The organism is Sphingopyxis sp. PAMC25046 (genome assembly GCF_004795895.1).
Lineage (GTDB): Bacteria > Pseudomonadota > Alphaproteobacteria > Sphingomonadales > Sphingomonadaceae > Sphingopyxis.
In genome coordinates this window covers 2,661,184-2,684,216 of record NZ_CP039250.1, presented here as the reverse complement: position 1 = coordinate 2,684,216, position 23,033 = coordinate 2,661,184, and the positions used below count along the sequence as shown (strand labels likewise).

Sequence of the window (23,033 nt, the reverse complement as noted above, 5' to 3'; positions counted from 1 at the left end):
GGAGGGTGCGTGCCTATCAGGCGGCCGCAACGGGACCCGAAATGCTTGTACGAATCGAACCACAGGACGTCGAAATCGGCATGTTCGTCCACGCCTTTGAAGGGTCGTGGTTCGATCATCCGTTCTGGCGCCGTTATTTCCGCATCGAGACGCAGGAACAGCTCGACCGCATCCGCAATTCGGCGATCGACGGGCTGCTGATCGACGACCAACTCGGCATCGGGCCGCGCGCGGCTTTGCAGGCGACCGAGCCGGAAAGGTCGCCGGACCCGCGCCGCAAGCGGGTGGCCCGCGGGAGATTCTGGGGCGAAGCCATGGCGCCGCGGACGCGCACGCGCTTTGCGTCTGCGCAGAAGGACGGCGACGTGCCGCGTTCGCGCCGCAGCTATGCCATCGAATGCCGCCGCGCGAAGCAGCTGGTCGACCGGACGCGGGGGGCTGTTACCGACATGTTCGAGGCCGCGCGGCTTGGCCGCGCGGTCGAGGTCAAGCATATGGTGCGCCTCGCGAGCTTGATAGGCGCGTCGATCGAGCGCGACGCCAAGGCGCTGATCAACCTCGTCCGCCTGAAGGAAAAGGACGAATATACCTATCTTCATTCGGTCGCGGTCTGCGCGCTGATGATCAATTTCGCCCGCCACCTCGAGCTCGATCCGCAAGAGGTCGAGGATATGGGGGTTGCGGGGCTGCTCCACGATGTCGGGAAAGTCGCGGTTTCGGACGATATATTGAACAAGCCCGGCGGGCTGTCGAAAGGCGAGATGCGCTCGGTCCGCGAGCATCCCGGCGCGGGCCATCGCCTGCTCGAAAACTCGCCCGGCACGCCGGCGCTGGCGCTCGAACTGTGCCTGCGGCACCATGAGAAGATCGACGGCAGCGGCTATCCCGGCGGGCTGAAAGGCGAGGAACTGTCGCTTGCGGCGCGGATGGGGGCGATCTGCGATGTATATGACGCGGTGACGTCGAACCGTCCGTACAAGGCGGCGTGGACGCCATGCGAGGCGCTGACCGAGATGCGGAAATGGGAGGGGCATTTCGATCCCGCGTTACTCGACCGTTTCGCCGACAGCCTGGGCATCTATGCCAGCGGGACGCTGGTGCGGCTGTCGACGGGCGAACTGGGGATCGTCATCGGCAGCGCGGGCGAGGCGGGCGAGGATGTCGTCGTCCGCGCCTTTTTCGACTGCAACACGCTGGCCGAAATCGACCCCGTCGATCGCGCGATTGCGCCCTCTGCCGAATATCCCCGGATCATCGGCCGCGACAGCCCGACCTTCTGGCGCTTTGCCGACTGGGATGTTTTGCGCCACCGGGTGCTGGCGGCAAATATCCTGCCCGACGCCGAGTCCGATTCACACTGAAAGCGGGATGCGGATCCGTCCGCGTCGCCTGTTCCCGCATCCTTTCGCGCGCCGGACCGTTGATCCTGTCCCGACCCGGGAGGACCAGCATTTGAAACTCACCCCCATTCTGCCGTGCCTGCTGTTGATTGCCGGCTGCAATTCAGCCCCCCAAGATACCGATACCGACCCCAAAGCGGCAGTCGCGGCCGACGCCGACAGCTTGCGATTCGAGGATGCCGAGACCGACGCGGCGCCTTTCGACGCGCCGCCGACGCTTCGTGCGCAGGTCCTGCTCGACCATCTCGGCTTCTCGCCCGGCGTGATCGACGGGAAGGAAGGGGCGTCCTATGTCGCCGCGCTGCGCGGCTTTCAGAAAGCGCGCGGACTCGAAGAAAATGGGAAGCTCGACGCGGCGACCGAAGAGGCGCTGCAACAGGGGCGCGATATTCCCGCGACGCGGATGGTCATCATCCCCGCGGGCTTCGCGAAAGGGCCGTTCGTTCCGGCCTTTCCGAAAGATGCCGCCGATCAGGCCAAATTGCCCGCGCTCGGCTATCGCAATCTGACCGAAGCGCTTGCCGAACGGTTTCATACGACGCCCGAGACGCTGGTCGCGCTCAACAGCCCGTCGACGCTGGTCGGCGCGGGGCGGCCCTTTCGCGTTCCGAACATCCCCGATGTCGATGTGCCGAAAACGGGGGACGACCCGCGCGGCTGGAACGGCACGCTCGAACGGCTGGGCGTCGCGCCCGAGCAGCTTGCCGCCGCGAAGATCGTCGTCGACAAATCGGAGGGCGTCTTGAAAGTCTATGACGACGCCGACCGGCTCGTGGGGCAATTCCCCGCGACGATGGGAAGCCGCCACGACCCGCTGCCGATCGGGAAATGGGAGATAAAGGGCGTCAGCCGCAACCCCGACTTCCACTATAATCCCAAGCTGTTCTGGGATGTGAGCGACAACAAGGAGGCGAAGTTGCTGCAACCCGGCCCGAACAGCCCGGTCGGCGTCGTGTGGATCGATCTCAGCAAACCGCATTACGGCATTCACGGAACGAGCGAACCGCATACGATAGGGCGCGCGGAGAGCCATGGTTGCGTCCGGCTGACCAATTGGGACGCCGCGCGCGTCGCGCAGATGGTCAAACCCGGAACGCCGGCGATCTTTCAGAATTAGAGCGAGCGGCCGCGAAAACCCTTCGCCTGTTCGCGCAGGCGAAGGGTTTTTCGTGGGATCAGGCCTTTTGCGCCGCGGTCCAGCGGGTAATCACCGATTCGAGCACCTCGATCGGCATCGCGCCGGCCGCGAGCGCGGTGTCGTGGAAAGCGCGCAGGTCGAACTTGTCGCCGAGCGCGGCCTTTGCCTGTTCGCGGATGCGGACCCAGCTCGTCTGGCCGACCATGTAGCTCGTCGCCTGGCCCGGCCACACGCAATAGCGCTCGATCTCGGTGATGTTCGACGGTTCGGGGGTGCCCAGCGTCTCGTTATAATATTGGATCGCCTTCTCGCGCGTCCATTTATAGTGGTGGAGGCCGGTGTCGGCGACGAGCCGCGCGGCGCGGAACATATAGGATTGCAGATAGCCGAGGCGGCCCCACGGGTCGTTTTCATAGACGCCCATCTCGTCGGCGAGCTGTTCCGCGTAGAGGCCCCAGCCTTCGGTATAGACCGAGTAGGCGGGGAGGCGGCGGAGGCGGGGAATACCCTCGGCCTCCTGCGCGAGCGCGATCTGGTGGTGATGGCCGGGCGACGCTTCGTGATAGGTGAGCGTGGGCAGCGTCCAGCTCGGATTTTCGGCGGTGTCGCGGAGGTTGATATAATAAGCGCCGGGGCGCGAGCCGTCGAGCGCGGGGATCTGGTAATAGCCGCCGGTCGCGCCATCCTCGATGTCGGCGGGGACGCGGCGGATCTCTACCTTCGCCTTGGGCAGGCGGCCGAAGGCTTCGGGAAGGCGCGCCTGGATCGCCTGCATCTGGGCGTTGAGTTCGGCGATCAGCTTCGCCTTGCCCTCGTCGGTGTTGGGGTAGAGGAAGCGCGGGTCCTTGCCGAGCGCGCGCATCCGTTCGGAGACCGTCCCCTTGGTCATGCCCTGCGCCTTGAAGATCGCGTCGGCGCGCGCGCTCAAATCGGCGACGCGGTCGAGGCCGAGCTTGTGCACCTCCTCGGCCGACATGCCCGTCGTCGTCGCGTAACGCAGCGCATAGGCGTAATATTCGTCGCCCTTCGGCAGGCGCCAGACGCCGGCATCGTGCGTCGCGCGCGGGCGCGCGGCGCGGAGTTCCTCGGCCTGACGGCGCATCGCGGGATAGATTTTGCCTTCGACGATCGCGGCGCAGCGTTTCGCCCAGTCGCCGGGAATATCCTTCGTCTTTGCGGCGAGATTCTTCGTCAGCCCGTTGGCGTCGGGCGCGGGCGCCCAGATGCGGTCGAACTGGCCGAGCGTGCGGTCGATGACGAAATCGGGGGGGATGATGCCGCCCGCATGATCGGCCTTGATGCGCCCGGTCTCGTTGTCGAGTTGCACCGCGAAATCGGCGCAGCGCGCGAGATAGGCCTCGGCATCGGCGGCGTTCGCGATGCTGTGCTGGTTGATCAGGAAATCGGGGATCGAGCGGTAGGTGCCGCTCAATTGCGTAACCGGATGCGGTTCGGGCCAGCTGTGAAGGCCATAATCGAAGGTGTCATACGCCTTGACGGAATGCTCCCACGGGCCGCGGAAGGTTTCGTAGTTGACGAGATCCATGCCCGACAGCTTTGACGCGTCGATCTTTTTGAGTTCGGCGAGGCCGTCGCGATAGAGCTGGTGGCTCTGCTTGATTCCCGCCGGCGAGCGGTCGTCGAGTTTCGCCTTGAGCGGCAGGCGGGCGTCCTTGTCGAGCCCGAGCGCGGTCGCGAATTCGGGGCTTTCGTCGACCATCCGATCGTAGAAGCGATCGTAGATCGCGGTCAGCTTCGCGCCTTCGCCGCTTGCGGTCCGGGCCGTCAGCGCGGCGGCGGGATTTCGGATGCCTGCGAGCGCGGAGGTCGCGGCGAGGGTGGCGATGAGGGTGCGGCGGTCGAGCATGATGGTCTCCAGCGAGGTGTGTTGCCCGGTTGCTACACGCCTAGGTCGGCCGTGTCTTGTATCGATTTGACGTCGGGCACCTTGCGCCGCCACGCGCCTGGCGTCGCGCCGCTGAGCCGCGCGACCGCATGCGTCATATGCGCCTGGTCGGTGAAATGGAGGCGGTGTGCGATATCGGAGAGCGGCTCGCCGCCTGCGCGGATCGCCGCGAGCGCGGCGCGGGCGCGGGCGTCGGCGCGAAACGCCTTGGGGGTGCAGCCATAGGCGGCGCGAAAGCCGCGGCTCAATGTTTCGGCGCGCACGCCCGTGCGCTCGGCCCATTCGCCGAGCCGGATGGGCGCGTGGCCGCAGAGGTCGCGCGCGAGCAGATCGGGCCAGTCGAGCGCGGCGTCGGGGGTGGCGGCAAATTGCTCGGCGAAGGCGGCCGCCGCCGCCTGCGGGTCGCGCGCGGCGATCCGGACGAGCGCGTCGGGATCGCCGACGCGGCCGCGAACATGCGGCGTCGCCGCCAGTTCGGCGGGCAGGCCCAGCACGAGGACGCGCGCGCCCTTCGCCTCGACGCGGTCGAGATGCGATTCGAACGGATGGTGGATCAGCGCATCGCCGGGGCGGACATCGAAACGCCCTTCGTCGCCCGCTTCCTGATAGCCGCCCTCGAGCACCACGGCGACGAAGGCGTCGTCGTGGCAGTGGCGCGCGCGCAGTTCGTGCGGATGATGATCGAGCAGCCCGAGCGGGGCGTCAGCGAAACGGTGTGATCGCATTGGCCTATTCGCGCGCCTTGGCGGCAGCGCGGACTTCCTGCGAGCGTTCGAGCGGAATGACCAAAATGTCGTCGCCGTCGACGATCACCGCAATATTGTCCATGCCGAGGATCGACACGCGCTTGTCGCCGGCGCGGACGAGGTTGCCGCGGCTGTCGTGGAGAAAGGCGTCGCCGGTGACCGCATTGTCGGCGGCATCCTTTTCGGCGAGGGCGTGGATCGTGTGCCAGCAGCCGAGGTCGGACCAGCCCATCGCGACCGGGACGACCGCGACGCGATCATCCTTTTCCATCACGGCATAGTCGATCGAGTCCGACGGCGCCTTCGCGAATTCGATGGCGTCGGCATAGAGCGCGTCACCGTCGCGCATTCCGGCGGCAATCGCCCTGTCGGCCGCTTCGAAGATCGCCCGGCAATGGGTGAGCATCGCGTCGCGCATTCGCGCGGCGCGGAACAGGAAGATACCGGCATTCCAGCTATATCCGCCCGCCGCGAGCATCGCTTCGGCATCGGCGAGCGGGGGCTTTTCGACGAAACGGTCGACCGCGAACCCGTCCTCGCCGAGCGCTTCGCCCGCAGCGATGTAGCCGAAGCCGGTTTCGGGGCTGTCGGGGGTGATACCGAAGGTGACGATCCAGTCCTGCTGCGCGAGGCGCACTCCCTTGGCGATCGCGGCGTGAAAGGCGGGGACGTCGGCGATGACATGGTCGCTCGGCATCACGAGCAGCAGCGTGTCGGCGTCAGCCTGTGCGACGGCTAGGGCGATCGCGGCGGCGGTGTTGCGCGGCATCGGCTCGACGAGGAGCGTCTCTTCGCGGTCGCCCATCTGTTCGCGCACCATCGCGACATGGCCGTCGCCGCACAGCACGACGGGCGGCAGGAAAGCGGGACCCGCAGGGGTGCGCTCGACGGTCTGGCGGAACAGGCTGCGCTGGCCGTGCAGCAGCAGGAACTGCTTGGCGCGGGTGCCGCGCGATTCGGGCCACAGGCGCGTGCCTGCGCCGCCGCACAAGATGACGGGCTGGATCATGGTGCTCATGCGATCGGCCTATCGCACGATATGAAGGAAAAGACACAGGATGATGCGATGGGTGAGTGTAAAATTAACCGACAGTTGACGCCTCGGATGTAGTATTGCGCCCGCGAAAGGTTTGCGATTTTTCCATGTTCCGGCTGTTCAAACATTATGTCCCGCACGCCGTCGTCTGGCTGGCGCTGATTGAATTTTTCGCGCTGCTCGGCTCGGCCGAGGGCGCGTGGCATCTCTATGCGCATCAGGCGGGGTTCGATGCGGGGCCGCTCGCGAGCCGCTGGCTGCCGCTTTTGACCTTCGGCGTTTCCAACTCGCTCGCGATGATGGCGACCGGGATGTACGGGAACGAGGGGCTGCGCTCGATGCGTTTTGCGACCGCGCGCCTGCTCGCCGCCATTTCGCTCGGCGTGATCTTTCTCTCGGTGCTGGGGTTCCTTTTGCCGACGGCGACGCTGTGGCGCGCGAACAGCCTTTATGCGATGGTTTTTGCGATCGGCGCCCTGTTCGTGATCCGTCTTGCGCTGACGCAGTCGGCGGGGACCGAAGCCTTTCGCCGCCGCATCCTGGTGCTCGGCGCCGGACCGCGCGCGGCGCGGCTCGCGGCGCTCGCCGATGCGCCGGGAAGCGGGCTCGAAATGGTCGGCTTCGTCGCAATGAGCGCGAACGAGAAGACGGTGCCGGGGGCTGTTCCGCGCGAGGCGATCACCAATCTTTCAGACCATGTCGTGATGCTGCGCGCGGGCGAGGTCGTGCTCGCGCTCGAGGAGCGGCGCAATGCATTGCCGCTGGGCGACCTGCTCCGCGTCAAGACGACGGGGGTGCATGTCAACGACATCGCGAGTTTCATCGAGCGCGAGACGGGGCGCGTGGACCTGGCGACCACCAACCCGAGCGGCCTCATCTTTTCCGACGGCTTTTCGGCGGGGCAGCGGATTTCGAAGGTCGGCAAGCGCCTGTTCGACATCCTCGCCAGCCTGATCGTGCTCGTCGTGGGGCTCCCGCTGATCATCGTCGCCGGGATCGCAGTCGTGCTCGACAGCCGCGGGCCGGTCTTTTACCGCCAGCCGCGCGTCGGCCTGTTCGGCGAGCCCTACGACATCTTCAAGATCCGTTCGATGCGGACCGATGCCGAAGCATCGGGCAAGGCGGTGTGGGCGAGCGAGAATGATCCGCGCGTCACCCGCGTCGGGCGGATCATCCGCAAACTGCGCATCGACGAACTGCCGCAGACCTGGTGCGTGCTGAAGGGCGACATGAGCTTCGTCGGGCCGCGCCCCGAACGGCCGAGTTTCGTCGAGGAACTGGAAAAGAAGCTTCCCTATTATGCCGAGCGCCACATGGTGAAGCCCGGCCTGACCGGCTGGGCGCAGATCAACTATCCCTATGGCGCGTCGGTCGAGGACGCGCGCGTGAAGCTGGAATATGACCTTTATTACGCCAAAAACTACTCGCCTTTTCTCGACCTCCTGATCCTGCTCCAGACGGTACGCGTCGTGCTGTGGCCGGAGGGAGCGCGCTAGCGTGCTCGCGACCCTGTCGTACATCCTGTGCGTCGCGGCGCTGGCGGGCTTTTCGGGCGCTACCTTGTGGCTCCTGATGCGGTCGCGCGCGCGCATGGCGGCGTTGATGCCCGCGCCGCGTTGGCAGGTGCTGGTGGCGGCGGCGACCGCGCTGTGGTGCGCGGCGCTGACGATCTTTTCGCCCGGATCGTCGGAGGCGCTGGTCGTGCAGATGATCCGCGACGGAGCGATGCTCGGCTGGCTCGGCGCGACATTCTGGTCGCCGCGCGCGCCGATGCCGCGGCCGCTCCGCCTGATCCTGCGCATGCTCGCGACGATCTGCCTCCTCGCCTTCCTGCTCGGCGCGGTAGCGCACCTGCGCGCGGGCGCGGCCGCGGCGCCATGGATGAAGCCGACGCTGACCTTTACCGCGATGATCGTCGCGATAGGCGGGTTGCTGATCATCGACGGCGCCGTCCGCCGCGCGAGCGGCGGGTTACGGATGCCGGTGCTGGCGGTCGCGGGCGGTTTCGCCATGCTGTGGGCCTATGAACTCAACGTCCAGCTGATCGGCGCGCTGACGGGAACGAAGGCCTCGACGCTGATCGCGTTGTTGCCCGCCGTCGCGCTGCTCACCGTACCGATCCATATCGTCGCGGCGATGGACATCGGCCGCGAGCGGATGCGGCTGTCGCGCGCGGCGGCGACGCGATCGCTGATCCTGCTGGGCGCCGCCGCCTATCTGATCCTGATCGCGCTGACCGGTGCGGTCGCGCGCGCGGTCGGGAGCGATTATGCCGAGTTGGCGCAGGCAATCTCGCTGGCGGTCGCGCTGGGCGCGGGAGGCCTGATGCTGGCGTCCGCGCGGTCGCGCGCGTGGCTCGCGGTGATGATCTCCAAGCATTTCTTCGAGCATCGTTACGACTATCGCGCCGAGTGGATGCGGTTCAACGCGACGCTGGCGCACGGCGCCAAGGGGGAGGGGGGCGACGACGACCGCAACCTCTATCGGCGCGTCGCCAAGGCGCTCGCCCAGTTGACCGGCAGCCCGGGCGCCTTGCTGATGCTGCCCGCCGCGTCGGGCGGCTTTCGCGTCGCCGAACAATGGCATTGGCCGGGCGGCGTGGGCGAAGAGGCCGGGCTGTCGCTGCGTTCGGCCTTCATGCTGCAGGAAACGCAACATATCGTCGACCTCGACGCCGAACGGCGAGGCGCTCCGGGCAAGCATCCGGCGGGTGTGGATCTGGCGATCCCCGACTGGCTGCTCGCCGACACGCGCGCTTGGGTCGTGGTGCCGGTCCTGCATTTTCAGCGGATGATCGCAATCGCGGTGCTGCACCGCCCGGCGATGTCGCGGGCGCTCGACTGGGAAGATCTCGATGTGCTGCGCATCGCGGGGCAGCAGGCGGCGAGCTACCTCGCCGAATCGCAGAGCCAACAGGCCTTGTCCGAGGCGCGGCGCTTCGATGAATTCAACCGCCGCTTTGCCTTCATCATGCATGACATCAAGAATTTGGCGAGCCAATTGTCGCTGCTTGCGCGCAACGCCGAACGTCACGCCGACAAACCCGAGTTTCGCGCCGACATGACGCAGACGCTGAAGATTTCGGCGGGGCGGCTGAGCGACCTGCTCGTCCGCTTGTCGCCGCGCGAGCGCGGGCCGGCCGCCGAGCCGGGCCGCACGCTGGTCGAACCGCTGCTGAACGAGGTTGCCGCGGAAATGCGGCCGCGCCGTGCGCTGTTCGTCGGCTGCCAGGCCGGCCTGTCGGCGTGGGCCGAAGCCGGCGCGGTGCGGCAGATCGTCCAGCATCTGGTCGCCAACGCGATCGACGCGTCGGCGCCGGACACGCCGGTTCAGGTGGTCGCGGTCGCCGAGCAGGGACGCGTGCGTATCGACGTGATCGACCAGGGATGCGGCATGACGCGCGAGTTCGTCCGCGACGAGCTGTTCAAGCCCTTCGTGTCGACGAAGGAATCGGGGTTCGGGCTCGGCGCGTTCGAGGCGCTGCAGCTCGCGCAAGGGATGGGCGGGGCGATCGAGGTGACGAGCGAACCGGGCAAGGGCAGCAATTTCACCCTGTGGTTGCCGCTCGCCGACGCGCGCGGCGCGGCGGCAAGCGATGCGCGGGTGATGAAGGCGGGAATGAAATGAGCGAGGGCGGGACCGGATTGCGTAAATTGCTGGTGGTCGAAGACGACGCCGGGCTGCAGACGCAGCTCAAATGGGCCTATGACGATTACCGCGTGTTCGTCGCGGGCGACCATGACGCCGCGATCGAACTGCTGCGCGCGGAGGAGCCCGAGGTGGTGACGCTCGACCTCGGCCTGCCGCCCGATCCCGACGGGACGCGCGAGGGGTTCCGGACGCTGAAGGCGATCCTCGAGGCCAAGCCCGATACCAAGGTGATCGTCGTGTCGGGGCACGGCGAACGCGCGAGCGCGCTGACCGCGATCGCGAGCGGCGCGTGGGATTTCTATCAGAAGCCGATCGACATCGACGAACTGGGGCTGATCGTCGCACGTGCCTTTCACGTTCGCGAACTCGAGGTCGAAAATGCGCGGCTGGCGAGCCAGGGCGCGGGCGATAATCGCGTGCTCGGCGGGATGATTACCGGCGCGCCCGAAATGTTAAAGGTCGCGCGCACGATCGAGCGCGTCGCGAACCTCGACGTGTCGGTGATGCTGCTCGGCGCGAGCGGCACCGGCAAGGAATTGCTCGCGCGCGGGTTGCACGAGGCGAGCGGGCGGCGCGACGGCGCGTTCGTCGCGATCAACTGCGCCGCGATCCCCGAAAACCTGCTCGAAAGCGAGCTGTTCGGGCATGAAAAGGGCGCCTTCACGGGCGCGGTGAAGACGACCGAGGGCAAGATCGAGCTGGCGCATGGCGGCACGCTCTTCCTCGACGAGGTCGGCGACATTCCGCTGCCGCTGCAGGTCAAGCTGCTGCGCTTTTTGCAGGAACGCACGATCGAGCGGATCGGCGGGCGCAAGGCGATTCCGGTCGACACGCGCATCGTCTGCGCGACGCACCGCGACCTCGATGCGATGATCGCCGAGCAGAGCTTTCGCGACGATCTTTATTACCGGCTTGCCGAGATGGTCGTGAAAATCCCGTCGCTCGCCGAGCGGCCGGGTGACGCGGTGGTGCTCGCGCGCCATTTCCTCCACCAATATGCGCCCGAAATGAATCCCGGCGTGCGCGGCTTTGCGCCCGACGCGCTGCAGGCGATCGACGAAGCGCGCTGGCCGGGTAACGTCCGCGAACTTGAAAACCGCATCAAGCGCGCCGTCATCATGGCCGACGGCAAATTGGTGATGCGCGAGGACCTTGATATGGCGGGCGGCGAGGGGGACGAAGGCGACGAAGCGTGGCTCAACCTGCGCAGCGCGCGCGAGGCCGCCGACCGCGTCGCGATCCGCCGCGCGATGACGCAGAGCGAGGGCAATATCTCGCTCGCGGCGAAATTGCTCGGGATCAGCCGGCCGACGCTCTACGACCTGCTCAAACAATATCGGATGCAGGGCTGAATGACCTCCCGCCGCGTCTGGACCGGCGCGCCGCTCGTGGCGGCGCTGCTGCTCGCGGCGTGCGGCGGCGGTGGACCGGACACGCCGCGCCGGGTTCATGAGCAACAGCGCGCGGCGTTGCAGGCGGCGATCGCCGACGATCCGGGCGACATTGCAAGGCGCGTCATGCTGGCGCGCGTCGCGATCCGCCTCGGCGACGGGGTCGGCGCCGAGGCAGCGGTCAAGGGCGCGCTCGGCGCCGGCGCCAAGGATGCGGCGCTGCGGCCGCTGCTCGCCCGCGCCTATGCCTTGCAGGGCGAAGGCGCGCGCGCGCTCGAAACGCTGGAGGGTGGACCGGTCATCCCCGAAATGATGGGCGAGGCGGCATGGGTCGCGGGCGACGTCCATCTGGCGAGCGGCGATCTGGCGGCGGCGCGCGAAGCCTATGACCGGGCGGTGCATGAACTGCCGCGCAATTCGGCCCTATGGGTCGATGTTGCGCGCTTTCGTGAGGCCAATGCCGACACGCTCGGCGCGCGCGACGCGGTCGATTATGCGATCGAACTCGACAAGGCGAACAGCGCGGCATTGGCATTCAAGGCGAATCTGGTGCGCGACCAAGAAGGGCTGGAGGCGTCGCTTGGCTGGTATGCCGGTGCGCTCGAAGCCGACCCCGACAATGCCGACGCGCTGATCGACCAAGCCGCGACGTTCGGCGACCTCGGGCGGTATCGCGACATGTTGGCGGCGCTGCGCCATGCCGCGACGATCGTGCCGCGCGATCCGCGCCTCTATTATCTGCAGGCGGTGCTCGCGGCGCGGGCGGGCCAATATGCGTTGGCGCGTAGCCTGCTCCAGCGCACGCGCGGCGAACTCGACGAACAGCCGTCCTTCATGCTGCTGAGCGCGGTCGTCGAGCTCGAACTTGGGGGCGAGGCGGTCGCGGCGACGTGGGCGGACCGCCTGCTTGCCGAGCAACCGCATAATTTCACCGCGCGGCGTATTCTTGCTGCCGCCGAATGGGCCGACGGCGATGCCGACGCCGCGCGCGAGGCGCTGCTGCCGCTCGTTCGCCGCCCCGACGCCGACAGTTGGTCGCTGATCCTCGCGGCGCGCGCGGCGGCCGAGCTGGGACGCGACATGGAATCGGTGGATTATTTCGGCCGCGCGGCGGCGCTCAGCTCGGGCGAAGCGGTGCCGTTCGCGCTCGACGATGATTATGGGCTGGCGACGATGGCGGCCGACGCCGCGCCGCTCGATCCGGCCAAGGTGATCCCGGCGATCGCCGCCGACCTTGCGAGCGGCAACAGCGCGCGCGCGATCGACCGCGCCGTGCGGCTGCGCGACGCGAACCGCGGCGTTGCCGATGCGCATATCCTGCTCGGCGATGCCGCGCTCGCGGGCGGGCGGTTCGCCCTTGCGGTCGAAGCCTATCGCGCCGCGCGCGCGATCGACGCCGGCGAGCGCACGACGCTCCGCCTCGCCAACGCGCTCTACCGCGCGGGCGATGACGCTGGATCGGGCGCGGCGATCCTCGCGCTGCGCGACGGCCAGCCGTCGAGCATCGCCGCCGACCGGCTTGCCGGGCACCTCGCGATGGATCTCGAACATTGGGACCAGGCGATCGGGCATTTCGAGCGCGTGCGCCGGCGGATCGGCGACCGCGACGTGGTGATCCTGCGCGAACTGGCGCGGGCGTGGGCGGCAAAGGGCGACGATGCGCGCGCGCTGGTGCTGATCGACCGCGCCTATCGGTTGCAGCCGCTCAACGCCGGGATCATGGAATTTTATGCCGCATTGCTCGAAAAGCGCGGAAAAACGCAGGCCGCGGCGGATTTGCGCGACAAGGCGGCGCAGATCGGACGGTAGCTGTCAGGCCTCGGTCAAATCGAGCAATGTCCGCGCGTCGATGCCGATGCGGCGCATCTGCTGCGCGACCGGGGGCCAGACGTTGGCGAGGAAATCGGCGCGCATCAGGTCGCGGAGGCGTTCGGTCGCGCCCTCGGCGACGAACATGCCGACCCCGCGCTTGACCGTGACCAGCCCTTCGTCCTGGAATGTCTGATAGGCTTTGGCGACCGTCAGGGGATTCGCGCCTTCCTCCGCGGCAAGCGAACGCACCGAAGGAAGCATGTCGCCGTCGCGATAGCTGCCGTCGAGAATGGCGTTGGCGATGACGTCGCGCAGGCGCTGGTACACGGGTTTGGACTGATCAAGCATGCCGCCTTAATGCCATAAGACAGCAGCACAGTCAAATTCGGCTAATTACAAACTCGGCTTGCCATTTGAAACTAAATTTCCCAGGCGCGAACGACCTCGTCATATTCGGGGCGGGGTCGTTCGTCGAGGTCGCGCGACGGTGTGCCGAAGAAGAAATAGCCGACAATCTTGTCGCTTTCGCCCGCGCCGAACGCCGCGGCGACCTCCGCACTATACGCCGCCCAACCGGTAAGCCAGCTGCCGACGAAGCCGTGCGCATGCGCGGCGTGGAGCAGGTTCATGCCGACCGCGCCAGCCGACATCTGCTGTTCCCATGCGGGAATCTTGGCGCCGGGGGCGGGCGTGGAAATCAGCACGAGCAGCGATGGCGCCTGACGCGCGAACTGGTCGAGCGCCGAGAGGTCCATGCCCGCCGCGCCGGGGTTTTCGGCGACCCACGCCCGTTTGAGCAGCGCCGCGAAGGCGTCGCGCTGGTCGTCGGCGATCGTGACGACGCGCCACGGCGCGAGCTTGCCATGGTCGGGCGTGCGCAGCGCGAGCGCGATGATGTTCTTGAGCTCCGCCGCGTCGGGGCCGGGCGCGACCATGTCGCGCGCCTTGCCCGAGCGGCGGGTGGCGAGATGGGTGAGGAGCGAAGAGGTGTCGTTGAACATGGGGCGCCATGTGGGCTTTTCCGCGCCCCGGCGCAAGTGTTGCGAGTGATTCGCAACGGATTTCGGCCCGGCTGAACCGGTTTCAGGCGCAATTAGATTCTTCCCATACGCAATTTTCGCGCTACGTTGCCCCATTCGCGCGGCGGGAGGCCGCGCCCACGATAATGGGTAAAAGGGACGCTTTGATGAAAGATATAGGCCTTTGGGACGAAGGCGACTGGATCGCGGTTATCGCGCTGGTCGTTTTGGGGGTGTTCCTGACCGTCGGCGGATTGATCGCCGGCAGCAAGAAGCCCGAATTCGCCGGCCATCCCAAGGGCCTCTATATGCTCTTCTTTGCCGAGATGTGGGAGCGTTTTTCCTATTACGGCATGCGCGCGCTGCTGATCTTCTACCTGACGCAGCACTGGCTGTTTTCGGACGGCAAATCGAACCTGATCTACGGCGCCTACACCAGCCTCGTCTATATCACTCCGGTGCTCGGCGGTTATCTGGCCGACCGTTATCTGGGGCAGCGCAAGGCGGTGCTGTTCGGCGGCGTTCTCCTTGCGCTCGGCCATCTGTTCATGGCGTTCGAGGGCGTCGGCGGGCAGGAGGATGCGACGATCAACGTCTTCTGGCTCGCGCTCGCGCTGATCATCGTCGGTTCGGGTTTCCTCAAGGCCAATATCTCGGTGATGGTCGGCCAGCTTTACCGCCTGACCGACATGCGCCGCGACGCCGCCTATACCATCTTCTACATGGGGATTAACGTCGGTGCCGCGCTCGGCACGATCCTCGTCGGATATCTGGGGCAGAAGATCGGCTGGGCCTATGGCTTCGGCCTTGCGGGCATCGGCATGGTCGCCGGCCTGATCGTCTTCGTTCTCGGCAAGAATGTGCTGCTCGGCGCGGGCGAAGCGCCGGCGCCGCTCCCGCGCAACAAGGAAATGACCATCTATGCCGTCGGCCTCGGCGCCGTCGCGGTGATGTGGGCGCTGGTCCAGTATCAGGACATCATCCAGAACCTGCTGATCATCTCGGGCCTCGCGCTGCTCGGCTATGTGCTTTACGAATCGTTCAAGCTCGACAAGGAGCCGCGCGAGCGCATGTTCGCGATCCTGTTCCTGATCGCATTGAACCCGCTGTTCTGGGGCCTGTTCGAACAGGCCGGCGGCAGCTTCAACCTCTACACCGACCGATATGTCGACAAGGGCGGCGTGCCGGCGTCGGTGTTCCAGTCGATCAACCCCATCTATATCATCCTGTTCGCGCCGGTCTTCGCCGCGCTGTGGCAATGGCTGGGCAAAAAGGGCCTCGAGCCGTCGGCGCCCGCGAAATTCGCGCTGGCGCTCGCACAGGTCGGTCTCGGCTTCCTCGTCTTCGTGTGGGGCGCGAGTAGCGTCGGGCCCGAGGTCGCGACGCCGGTGCTCTTCGTCTTCCTGCTCTATCTCCTCCATACGACCGGCGAGCTTTGCCTGTCGCCGGTCGGGCTGAGCGCGATGAACCGCCTCGCGCCGAGCTTCCTCGCCTCGCTCATCATGGGCGCCTGGTTCTACATGACCGCGGTCGGAAATTTCGTTGCCGGCAAGATCGGCGAGGCGACCGGCGGGCATGACGGCGCGATGACCAAGGACGCCACGCTCGGCATCTATTGGGAAATCGGCCTGATCACCATCGGGGTCAGCATCGTCGTGCTGGCGCTGTCGCCGATCGTGAAGAAGTGGATGCACCTCGACACGCTCGCCGACCGCGAACCGGCCGTTCCGGGCAGCGGCGAACTGGGCGAGCCGCAGGCGGCCGGTACCCATCCCAAAGGGGCGTAATCGATGATCAAGGGTGTGAAGGGCAGCCTGCTGGCTGCGGTGTCGCTGGCGCTCGTTGGTTGTGCGGCGACTGGAAAGGACACGGCCTCGGCGAGCGACAAGCCCGCCGAAAAGCCGGCGAAGTTCAACAAGGATCCTTATCCGTCGACCTATAAGCCTTATCCGGGGCAGGTCACCGCCGTGCGCAACGTCACCATCTTTGACGGCGAGGGCGGGCGGATCGAAAATGGCACCGTGCTGCTGGCGGAAGGCAAGGTCGAGGCGATCGGCGGTCCCGATACGCCGATTCCCGCCGACATCGCGGTCTTTGACGGAACCGGCAAGTTCCTGACCCCGGGCGTTATCGACATCCACAGCCATCTTGGCGACTATCCAAGCCCGAGTGTCGATGCGCATTCGGACGGCAATGAGGCGACGTCGCCGACGACCCCCGAAGTCTGGTCCGAACATAGCGTGTGGCCGCAGGACCCGGGCTTCAGCCGTGCGCTGGCGAATGGCGGCGTAACCAGCCTGCAAATCCTGCCGGGCAGCGCCAATTTGATGGGCGGGCGCTCGATCACGCTCAAGAATGTGCCCTCGCGCACGGTGCAGGGGATGAAATTCCCCGGCGCGCCCTATGGCCTGAAAATGGCGTGCGGCGAGAATCCGAAGCGCGTCTATGGTGGCAAGGGGCGGATGCCCTCGACCCGCATGGGCAATTTCGCGGTCAACCGCGCGACCTGGCAGAAGGCCGCCGCCTACAAGAAGAAGATGGACGACGGAAAGGCCGTCGACCGCGACCTCGCGATGGAGACGCTCGCGGGCGTGCTGTCGGGCGAGATACTCGTCCACAACCATTGCTACCGCGCCGACGAAATGGCGCTCGTCATCGATATGTCGAAGGAGTTCGGCTACAAGGTGTCGACCTTTCACCATGCGGTCGAAAGCTACAAGATCGCCGACATCCTTGCCAAGGAAGGCATCTGCTCGGCGATGTGGGCCGACTGGTGGGGCTTCAAGATGGAAGCCTATGACTCGGTCCCCGAGAATATCCCGCTCGTCTACAAGGCCGGCGCGTGCACGATTGTCCACTCGGACGACGCGAACCAGATCCAGCGGCTGAACCAGGAAGCGGCGAAAGCGCGCGCCGCGGGGCGCCGCATCGGCATCGATGTCAGCGACGAAATGGCGTGGACCTGGCTGTCGTACAATCCGGCGAAGGCGCTGGGGATCGCCGACCGGACGGGCAGCCTGAAGCCCGGCAAGATGGCCGACGTCGTGCTGTGGAACGGCAATCCTTTCAGCGCCTATACGCGCCCCGAAAAGGTGTGGATCGACGGCGCGCTGATGTTCGACGCGATGGATCCCAAGCGGCGGCCCGTGAGCGATTTCGAGCTCGGCCAGCCGGGCGAAGGAGATGTGAAATGATCCGCGCTCTCCTCCTTTCGGCGGCCGCCATCGTTGCGGTTCCCGCCGCGGCGCAGGATGTCGCCATCACCAATGCCAAGCTCGTCATCGGCGACGGCAGCGCGCCGATCGAGGGTGGCACCGTCGTCGTCCGCGCCGGCAAGGTCGTCGCGGCAGGCGCCGGTGTCGCGGTCCCCGCGGGCATCGAGCGCGTCGATGCCGAGGGCAAATATGTGACCCCCGGAATCGTCGCGGCGTTCAGCCGCGTCGGGCTGACCGAGGTCGACGCGGTCAGCGGCACCAACGACCGCTCGGCGCCGCGCACGCGCTTTTCGGCGGGGCTCGACATCGCGCCCGCATTGAACCCGATGGGGTCGCCGGTCGCGGTCAATCGTGCGTCGGGGGTGACGCGCGCGATCGTCGCACCGGGCGGCAGCAGCAATTTGTTCGCAGGGCAGGGCGCGGTGGTCGACCTCGCCGACGACATGGACATGGTGACGCGCCCGCGCGCGCTCCAATATGTCGCGTTCGGCGAGGATGGCGCGTCGAAGGCCGGCGGCAGCCGCGCGGCGACTTTCCTCCTGTTCCGCGAACAATTGCTCGCGGCGCGCAGCTATGCCCGCAATCCGGCGGCGCTTGCCGAATGGGGCAATGACGCGATGATCCAGCGCGCCGACGCCGATGCGCTTGTCCGCGTCATCGACGGCACGACGCCGCTGTTCGTGCGCGTCGACCGTGCGGTCGACATCGTCAATGTGCTGAAGCTGAAGGGCGAATTTCCCGCGCTGAAGCTGGTGCTCGTCGGTGCCACCGAGGGCTGGCTCGTCGCGCGCGAGATCGCCGCGGCGAAGGTGCCGGTGCTCGTCTCGCCGCTCACCGACCTGCCGTCGAGCTTCGAACAACTCGGCGCGACGCAGTCGAACGCGGGACGGCTCAAGGCCGCTGGCGTCGACGTGTCGGTCGGGGTGTTCGACGACGATGACGCGCACAAGATGGGCTATGCGACGCAATATGCCGGCAACCTCGTCGGGCTGACGCGCGTGCCGGGGGCGAGCGGGCTGAGCTGGGATCAGGCTTTCGCGTCGATCAGCAGCATGCCCGCGCGCGCGGTCGGCATGGAAGGCAGCATCGGGTCGCTGCGCCCGGGGCGCGCCGGCGACGTCGTGATCTGGGACAATGACCCGCTCGAGCTGGGCAGCCGGCCGACGATGGTGTGGATCGACGGCAAGGCGCAGTCGCTGACGACGCGGCAGGACCGGTTGCGCGAGCGCTATGCGACGCCGGAGGAAGGGGCGCTGCCCAACGCATACGACTGGTAGGGAAGCGGCGCGGAGGTCGAACCTTCGCGCCGCTTCCACATCCTCTATGTTGACACTGTTATCTTTGTCGCGGATGGTGGCGATGACAATGTTCCGAGTCGCCCGAGGAGGGGGATGTCGGAGCAGCGGCATTGCTCGATGAGGATTTGGCCATGCAACCCATCTCGCTTCTGATCGTCACCTGCATTTTGTTCGTCGGATCGCATCTTCTTCTCTCGCATCCGCTTCGGGACGGGCTCGCGGGGCGGCTCGGCGAGCGGGGGTTCCAGATCGTCTATTCGATCGTCGCGATCGCGACGCTGATCATGGTCGTGCAGGCCTGGCGCGGGATGCCGCCCGAGCCGCCGCTGTGGGCGGTCGGCGATGCGCTGTGGGCGGCCGCCTCGCTGATCGTGCTGTTCGCCAGCATCCTCTTCATGGGGTCGCTGATCGGCAATCCGGCGCTGCCCGCGCCGCACGCCGCCAGGGACGCGGCCGCCGCCCCGCGCGGTGTGTTCGCGATCACGCGGCACCCGATGATGTGGGGGTTCGCGCTGTGGGCGGCCGCGCATATCATGGTCATGCCGACGCCAGGGCAGATCATACTCTCCGCGACGATCGCCTTTCTCGCGCTCGTCGGGTCGGCGGGGCAGGATGCGAAAAAGGCGCGGCTGATGGGCGACGCGTGGCGCGGGTGGGCGGCGCGGACGAGCTTTGTGCCTTATGCGGGGCAGCTTTCGGGCAAGGCATCATGGGGCGAAGCGATTCCCCGGCCGCACGCGCTGCTCGGCGGAATAGTGCTTTGGATCGTCGCGACATGGGCGCATGGTGCGCTCGGCTATATGGTCGCCGGGATCTGGCGCTGGGTCGGATAGGAGCGATGTGAACGCGGACACGCATCTCAACGATCTGTCGCTGCGATTGCTCGGCCGCGCCTTCGGCGAGCTCGATTCCGAGGAAAGCCGCGTCGTGCAGGCGATCGCGAAGCGCGCGCCGAGCAGCCGCGACGCCGCCGATATCGAGGATGCGCAGGCGAGCAGGGGCGACCGGCTCGCCGACAAGGTCGCTGCCGTGGGCGGCTCGTGGGGCTTCATCATCGCTTTTTCGCTGGTGCTGGTCGGCTGGATGCTTCTCAATTCGGAGGTGCTCGAACATTTCGGGCTGGCGTTCGACCCCTATCCGTTCATTTTCCTGAACCTGATGCTCTCGACCCTTGCTGCGGTGCAGGCACCGATCATCATGATGAGCCAGAACCGGCAGGCGGCGAAGGACCGGCTGACCGCGAGCGTCGATTACGAGATCAACCTGCGCGCCGAACTGGAGATCATGCGGCTGCACGAAAAGCTGGACCAGATGCGGATCGCAGAACTGGCGGCGAAGATCGATGCGCTGTGCGCGCGGATGGATGGAGAGGCGAGGTAAAAGAGCGGTTTCGGGGTGGGAAGCGGACCTCCGCTTTTTCTCCTTCGTCATCCCGGACTTGATCCGGGATCCATTGCGGCGCTGACGTCTTGGACCCCGGATCAAGTCCGGGGTGACGATGCAGGATAGGTCCGCAACCGGTCGGAAGCTGCCTAACATTAAAAAAGGGGCCGCAGCGCGGCCCCTTTGTTGTGTCGGTGAGGGTTCCGCTCAGCGCTTGTCGACGGGGACGAACGGACGGTGCGTCGGGCCGGTGTAGAGCTGGCGCGGACGGCCGATCTTCTGCGCGGGATCCGAGATCATCTCGTTCCACTGCGCGACCCAGCCCACGGTGCGCGCGAGCGCGAAGAGCGCGGTGAACATCGTCGTCGGGAAGCCGATCGCCGAGAGGATCACGCCCGAATAGAAATCGACGTTCGGGAACAGCTTCTTTTCGATGAAATAAGGATCGTTGAGCGCCATTTCCTCGAGCTGAAGCGCGACTTCGAACACCGGGTCGTTGACCTTCAACGCGTCGAACACCTCGCGCACCGTCTTTTGCATGACGGTCGCGCGCGGGTCGTAATTTTTATAGACGCGGTGGCCGAAGCCCATCAGGCGGAACGGATCGTCCTTGTCCTTCGCGCGGGCGATATATTCGGGGATGCGCTCGGGACGGCCGATTTCGCGCAGCATGTTGAGCGCGGCTTCGTTCGCGCCGCCGTGCGCGGGGCCCCAGAGGCAGGCAATGCCCGCCGCGATGCACGCAAAGGGATTGGCGCCGGACGAACCCGCGAGGCGGACGGTCGAGGTCGACGCATTCTGTTCGTGATCGGCGTGAAGGATGAAGATGCGGTCGAGTGCGCGCTCGACGGCGGGAACGACCTCATATTCCTCGGCCGGCACGCCGAAGGTCATGCGCAGGAAATTGCCGGTGTAGCTGAGCTTGTTGTCGGGATAGACGAAGGGCTGGCCGACCGAATATTTATACGCCATCGCGGCGATCGTCGGCATCTTCGCGATCAGCCGGTGGCTCGCGATCATCCGCTGGTGCGGGTCGTGGATCTCGGTCGAATCGTGGTAGAAAGCCGAAAGCGCGCCGACGACGCCGCACATGACGGCCATCGGGTGCGCGTCGCGGCGAAAACCGCGATAGAAGGTCGCGAGCTGTTCGTGCAGCATCGTGTGGCGGGTGATGGTGTTGTCGAATTTCGCGAGTTCGTCGGCATTCGGCAGCTCGCCGTTCAGGAGGAGGTAGCAGACCTCCATGAAGCTCGAATTTTCGGCGAGGTCGCCGATCGCGTAGCCGCGGTGGAGCAGGACGCCTTCGTCGCCGTCGATATAGGTGATCTGCGATTCGCAGCTCGCGGTCGAGGTGAAGCCGGGGTCGTAGGTGAAGGCGCCCGTCTGGGCATAGAATTTGCGGATATCGACCACATCGGGGCCGACGGTGCCCGACAGGACAGGGCTGTCGACGGTCTTGTCGCCCAGCGTGATTTTCGCGGTGTCGGTCATATTTTTTTCCCTGTTCTGACGGCGGGGAGAGAGAGTGGCTACGCCCCTGCCGGATAATGTTGCGCTGCGTCAAGTCGGGCGAGACTGACATCGCGTCCGAGCAAGAGCAGCACGTCGAAAATTCCCGGGGAAACGGTTCGGCCGGTTAATGCAGCGCGTAGAGGCTGCGCGAGTTTTCCGAGCCCCAGTTCGGCGGCTTCGGCTTCGGCGCGCACGGCGGCGTCCAGCTCTTCTGTCGTCCAGTCGTTCAGCCCGCGCAGCCGCTTGGTCACCGCAGCCAGCAGGCCTTCGGGCGCAGCCTTTAGCACCTCGGCCGCCTTTTCGTCCATCGGCAACGGGTCCGGCTGAAACAGGAAAGTCGCGCCGTCGGCGATCTCGTCGAGCGTCTTCGCGCGCGGTTTGAGTGCGTCCATCGCGCGCGTCAGCAGGTCGCGATCAACGCCGTCGAGCGCGCGGCCGACCAGCTTTTCGACTCGCGGCGCGACGAGGTCCGCAAGGCGCGCGTCGTCGGCCTCGCGGAGATAATGGCCGTTGAGATTTTCGAGCTTCTTGAAGTCGAAGCGCGACGGCGAGCGGCCGACATGGTCGAGATCGAACCACTCGGTCGCCTGTTCGCGGCTGATGATCTCGTCATCGCCGTGGCCCCAGCCGAGACGGAGGAGATAATTGTTCACCGCTTCGGGCAGATAGCCCATCTCGTCGCGATAGGCATCGACGCCGAGCGCGCCGTGACGTTTCGACAGCTTCGCGCCGTCGGCGCCGTGGATCAGCGGGACATGTGCATAGACGGGCTCGCGCCAGTTCATCGCGCGCAGCAGCGCCAATTGGCGGAAGGCGTTGTTGAGATGGTCGTCGCCGCGGATGACGTGCGTGACGCCCATATCGTTATCGTCGACGACGACGCTTAGCATATAGGTTGGCGTGCCGTCGCTCCGCAGCAGGATGAAATCGTCGAGTTCGGCGTTCTGGACGGTGACCTCGCCCTGTACCTTGTCGGCGATCGTCACCGCGCCGTCTTGCGGCGCGCGGAGGCGCAGCACATGCGGCGCCGCGGGATCGCCGTCGTCGCGGTCGCGCCACGGGCTGCGCACGCGGAAGGGCTGGCGCTTTTCCTGCGCTTCGGCGCGCATCGCGGCGAGCTCGTCCTGCGTCAGATAGCAGCGATAGGCGGCGCCCTTGGCGAGCAGCTCGTGCGCGACCTCGGCATGGCGCGATGCGCGCGCGAACTGATACACGGTCTCGCCGTCCCAATCGAGATCGAGCCACTGCATCCCGTCGAGAATCGCATCGATCGCGGCATCGGTCGAGCGCGCGCGGTCGGTATCCTCGATGCGGAGCAGGAATTTTCCGCCGTGATGGCGAGCGAAGAGCCAGTTGAACAGCGCGGTGCGCGCGCCGCCGATATGCAGATAGCCGGTCGGCGAGGGCGCGAAGCGGGTCACGACATCGGCGCCGGTCGCCTCGGGGGTCGCTCCGGCCGTTCTGGTTGGGTTTTCGGTTGCCACTACGGCCTCTTTCACTCACTTTGCCGCCCTGTTGGACGGGGA

The 23,033-nt window shown here is 66.5% G+C and carries 18 protein-coding genes; 11 read left to right on the top strand and 7 right to left on the bottom strand.

The annotated features are described in order from the left end of the window. Positions 1-41: 41 nt before the first annotated feature. A complete protein-coding gene (locus E5675_RS12640) occupies positions 42-1,361 on the top strand; it encodes an HD-GYP domain-containing protein (protein ID WP_136174831.1) in 1,320 nt (439 codons plus the stop codon). 91 nt (positions 1,362-1,452) lie between these two features. Further along, a complete protein-coding gene (locus tag E5675_RS12635; protein WP_247594604.1) occupies positions 1,453-2,517 on the top strand; it encodes a L,D-transpeptidase family protein in 1,065 nt (354 codons plus the stop codon). Positions 2,518-2,575: 58 nt separating this feature from the next. Here E5675_RS12635 and E5675_RS12630 read toward each other — a convergent pair whose 3' ends face one another. The 3 genes from E5675_RS12630 to E5675_RS12620 are packed head-to-tail and all read right to left on the bottom strand — an operon-like array spanning position 2,576 to position 6,208. Next, the gene (locus E5675_RS12630; protein WP_136174829.1) at positions 2,576-4,405 is read right to left on the bottom strand and encodes a DUF885 family protein; all 1,830 of its coding nucleotides are present in this window, start codon (positions 4,403-4,405) and stop codon (positions 2,576-2,578) included. A gap of 32 nt (positions 4,406-4,437) precedes the next feature. Beyond that, the gene (locus tag E5675_RS12625) at positions 4,438-5,169 is read right to left on the bottom strand and encodes an AraC family transcriptional regulator (RefSeq protein ID WP_136174828.1); all 732 of its coding nucleotides are present in this window, start codon (positions 5,167-5,169) and stop codon (positions 4,438-4,440) included. 4 nt (positions 5,170-5,173) lie between these two features. Then, positions 5,174-6,208: a sugar phosphate nucleotidyltransferase gene (locus tag E5675_RS12620; RefSeq protein WP_136174827.1), complete on the bottom strand. Its 1,035-nt coding sequence runs from the start codon at positions 6,206-6,208 to the stop codon at positions 5,174-5,176. A gap of 125 nt (positions 6,209-6,333) precedes the next feature. On the opposite strand from E5675_RS12620, the gene E5675_RS12615 reads away from it, so the two are divergent. Genes E5675_RS12615 through E5675_RS12600 form a run of 4 tightly spaced genes read left to right on the top strand, consistent with a single transcriptional unit; the run spans position 6,334 to position 13,077 of the window. After that, positions 6,334-7,722, top strand: a complete 1,389-nt coding sequence (locus E5675_RS12615; RefSeq protein ID WP_136174826.1) for a TIGR03013 family XrtA/PEP-CTERM system glycosyltransferase — start codon at positions 6,334-6,336, stop codon at positions 7,720-7,722. Position 7,723: 1 nt separating this feature from the next. Continuing rightward, positions 7,724-9,853, top strand: a complete 2,130-nt coding sequence (gene prsK, locus E5675_RS12610) for an XrtA/PEP-CTERM system histidine kinase PrsK (RefSeq protein WP_247594603.1) — start codon at positions 7,724-7,726, stop codon at positions 9,851-9,853. Further along, positions 9,850-11,229 carry a PEP-CTERM-box response regulator transcription factor gene (prsR, locus tag E5675_RS12605; protein ID WP_136174825.1) on the top strand — a complete coding sequence of 460 codons (1,380 nt, stop codon included), beginning with the start codon at positions 9,850-9,852 and terminating at the stop codon, positions 11,227-11,229. The genes prsK and prsR overlap by 4 nt, the downstream gene beginning before the upstream one ends. Continuing rightward, entirely contained in the window at positions 11,230-13,077 is a 1,848-nt protein-coding gene (locus E5675_RS12600) for a tetratricopeptide repeat protein (protein WP_136174824.1), read from the top strand. A gap of 3 nt (positions 13,078-13,080) precedes the next feature. Here E5675_RS12600 and E5675_RS12595 read toward each other — a convergent pair whose 3' ends face one another. Both E5675_RS12595 and E5675_RS12590 read right to left on the bottom strand, forming a co-directional pair. Further along, positions 13,081-13,428 (bottom strand): GntR family transcriptional regulator, encoded by a 348-nt coding sequence (locus tag E5675_RS12595; protein ID WP_136174823.1) that lies wholly within the window; start codon positions 13,426-13,428, stop codon positions 13,081-13,083. A 71-nt stretch (positions 13,429-13,499) separates the two neighbouring features. Continuing rightward, the gene (locus E5675_RS12590; protein WP_136174822.1) at positions 13,500-14,081 is read right to left on the bottom strand and encodes a nitroreductase; all 582 of its coding nucleotides are present in this window, start codon (positions 14,079-14,081) and stop codon (positions 13,500-13,502) included. A gap of 185 nt (positions 14,082-14,266) precedes the next feature. Here E5675_RS12590 and E5675_RS12585 point away from each other — a divergent pair, with 185 nt between their 5' ends. The 5 genes from E5675_RS12585 (at position 14,267) to E5675_RS12565 (ending at position 19,992) form a co-directional block, all read left to right on the top strand. Further along, positions 14,267-15,886: an oligopeptide:H+ symporter gene (locus tag E5675_RS12585; RefSeq protein ID WP_136174821.1), complete on the top strand. Its 1,620-nt coding sequence runs from the start codon at positions 14,267-14,269 to the stop codon at positions 15,884-15,886. 3 nt (positions 15,887-15,889) lie between these two features. Beyond that, positions 15,890-17,293: an amidohydrolase gene (locus E5675_RS12580; protein WP_136174820.1), complete on the top strand. Its 1,404-nt coding sequence runs from the start codon at positions 15,890-15,892 to the stop codon at positions 17,291-17,293. Next, a complete protein-coding gene (locus E5675_RS12575) occupies positions 17,290-18,591 on the top strand; it encodes an amidohydrolase family protein (RefSeq protein ID WP_136174819.1) in 1,302 nt (433 codons plus the stop codon). Before E5675_RS12580 ends, E5675_RS12575 begins: the two co-directional genes overlap by 4 nt. A 152-nt stretch (positions 18,592-18,743) precedes the next feature. Continuing rightward, a complete protein-coding gene (locus E5675_RS12570; protein ID WP_136174818.1) occupies positions 18,744-19,445 on the top strand; it encodes an NnrU family protein in 702 nt (233 codons plus the stop codon). 7 nt (positions 19,446-19,452) lie between these two features. Beyond that, positions 19,453-19,992 (top strand): DUF1003 domain-containing protein, encoded by a 540-nt coding sequence (locus E5675_RS12565; protein WP_247594602.1) that lies wholly within the window; start codon positions 19,453-19,455, stop codon positions 19,990-19,992. Between the two features lie 210 nt (positions 19,993-20,202). Here E5675_RS12565 and E5675_RS12560 read toward each other — a convergent pair whose 3' ends face one another. Further along, positions 20,203-21,486 carry a citrate synthase gene (locus E5675_RS12560; protein ID WP_136174816.1) on the bottom strand — a complete coding sequence of 428 codons (1,284 nt, stop codon included), beginning with the start codon at positions 21,484-21,486 and terminating at the stop codon, positions 20,203-20,205. A 38-nt stretch (positions 21,487-21,524) separates the two neighbouring features. Further along, positions 21,525-22,991 (bottom strand): glutamate--tRNA ligase, encoded by a 1,467-nt coding sequence (gltX, locus tag E5675_RS12555; protein WP_136174815.1) that lies wholly within the window; start codon positions 22,989-22,991, stop codon positions 21,525-21,527. Positions 22,992-23,033 lie beyond the last annotated feature (42 nt).

Excerpts from the sequence above, each read along its gene's own strand:
- E5675_RS12595 (WP_136174823.1), bottom strand. The coding sequence starts at position 13,428 with ATGCTTGATCAGTCCAAACCCGTGTACCAGCGCCTGCGCGACGTCATC.
- E5675_RS12600 (WP_136174824.1), top strand. The coding sequence starts at position 11,230 with ATGACCTCCCGCCGCGTCTGGACCGGCGCGCCGCTCGTGGCGGCGCTG.
- E5675_RS12580 (WP_136174820.1), top strand. The coding sequence starts at position 15,890 with ATGATCAAGGGTGTGAAGGGCAGCCTGCTGGCTGCGGTGTCGCTGGCG.
- E5675_RS12620 (WP_136174827.1), bottom strand. The coding sequence starts at position 6,208 with ATGAGCACCATGATCCAGCCCGTCATCTTGTGCGGCGGCGCAGGCACG.
- E5675_RS12615 (WP_136174826.1), top strand. The coding sequence starts at position 6,334 with ATGTTCCGGCTGTTCAAACATTATGTCCCGCACGCCGTCGTCTGGCTG.
- E5675_RS12625 (WP_136174828.1), bottom strand. The coding sequence starts at position 5,169 with ATGCGATCACACCGTTTCGCTGACGCCCCGCTCGGGCTGCTCGATCAT.
- prsR (WP_136174825.1), top strand. The coding sequence starts at position 9,850 with ATGAGCGAGGGCGGGACCGGATTGCGTAAATTGCTGGTGGTCGAAGAC.
- E5675_RS12640 (WP_136174831.1), top strand. The coding sequence starts at position 42 with ATGCTTGTACGAATCGAACCACAGGACGTCGAAATCGGCATGTTCGTC.
- E5675_RS12590 (WP_136174822.1), bottom strand. The coding sequence starts at position 14,081 with ATGTTCAACGACACCTCTTCGCTCCTCACCCATCTCGCCACCCGCCGC.
- E5675_RS12570 (WP_136174818.1), top strand. The coding sequence starts at position 18,744 with ATGCAACCCATCTCGCTTCTGATCGTCACCTGCATTTTGTTCGTCGGA.
- E5675_RS12630 (WP_136174829.1), bottom strand. The coding sequence starts at position 4,405 with ATGCTCGACCGCCGCACCCTCATCGCCACCCTCGCCGCGACCTCCGCG.
- E5675_RS12575 (WP_136174819.1), top strand. The coding sequence starts at position 17,290 with ATGATCCGCGCTCTCCTCCTTTCGGCGGCCGCCATCGTTGCGGTTCCC.
- E5675_RS12560 (WP_136174816.1), bottom strand. The coding sequence starts at position 21,486 with ATGACCGACACCGCGAAAATCACGCTGGGCGACAAGACCGTCGACAGC.
- E5675_RS12585 (WP_136174821.1), top strand. The coding sequence starts at position 14,267 with ATGAAAGATATAGGCCTTTGGGACGAAGGCGACTGGATCGCGGTTATC.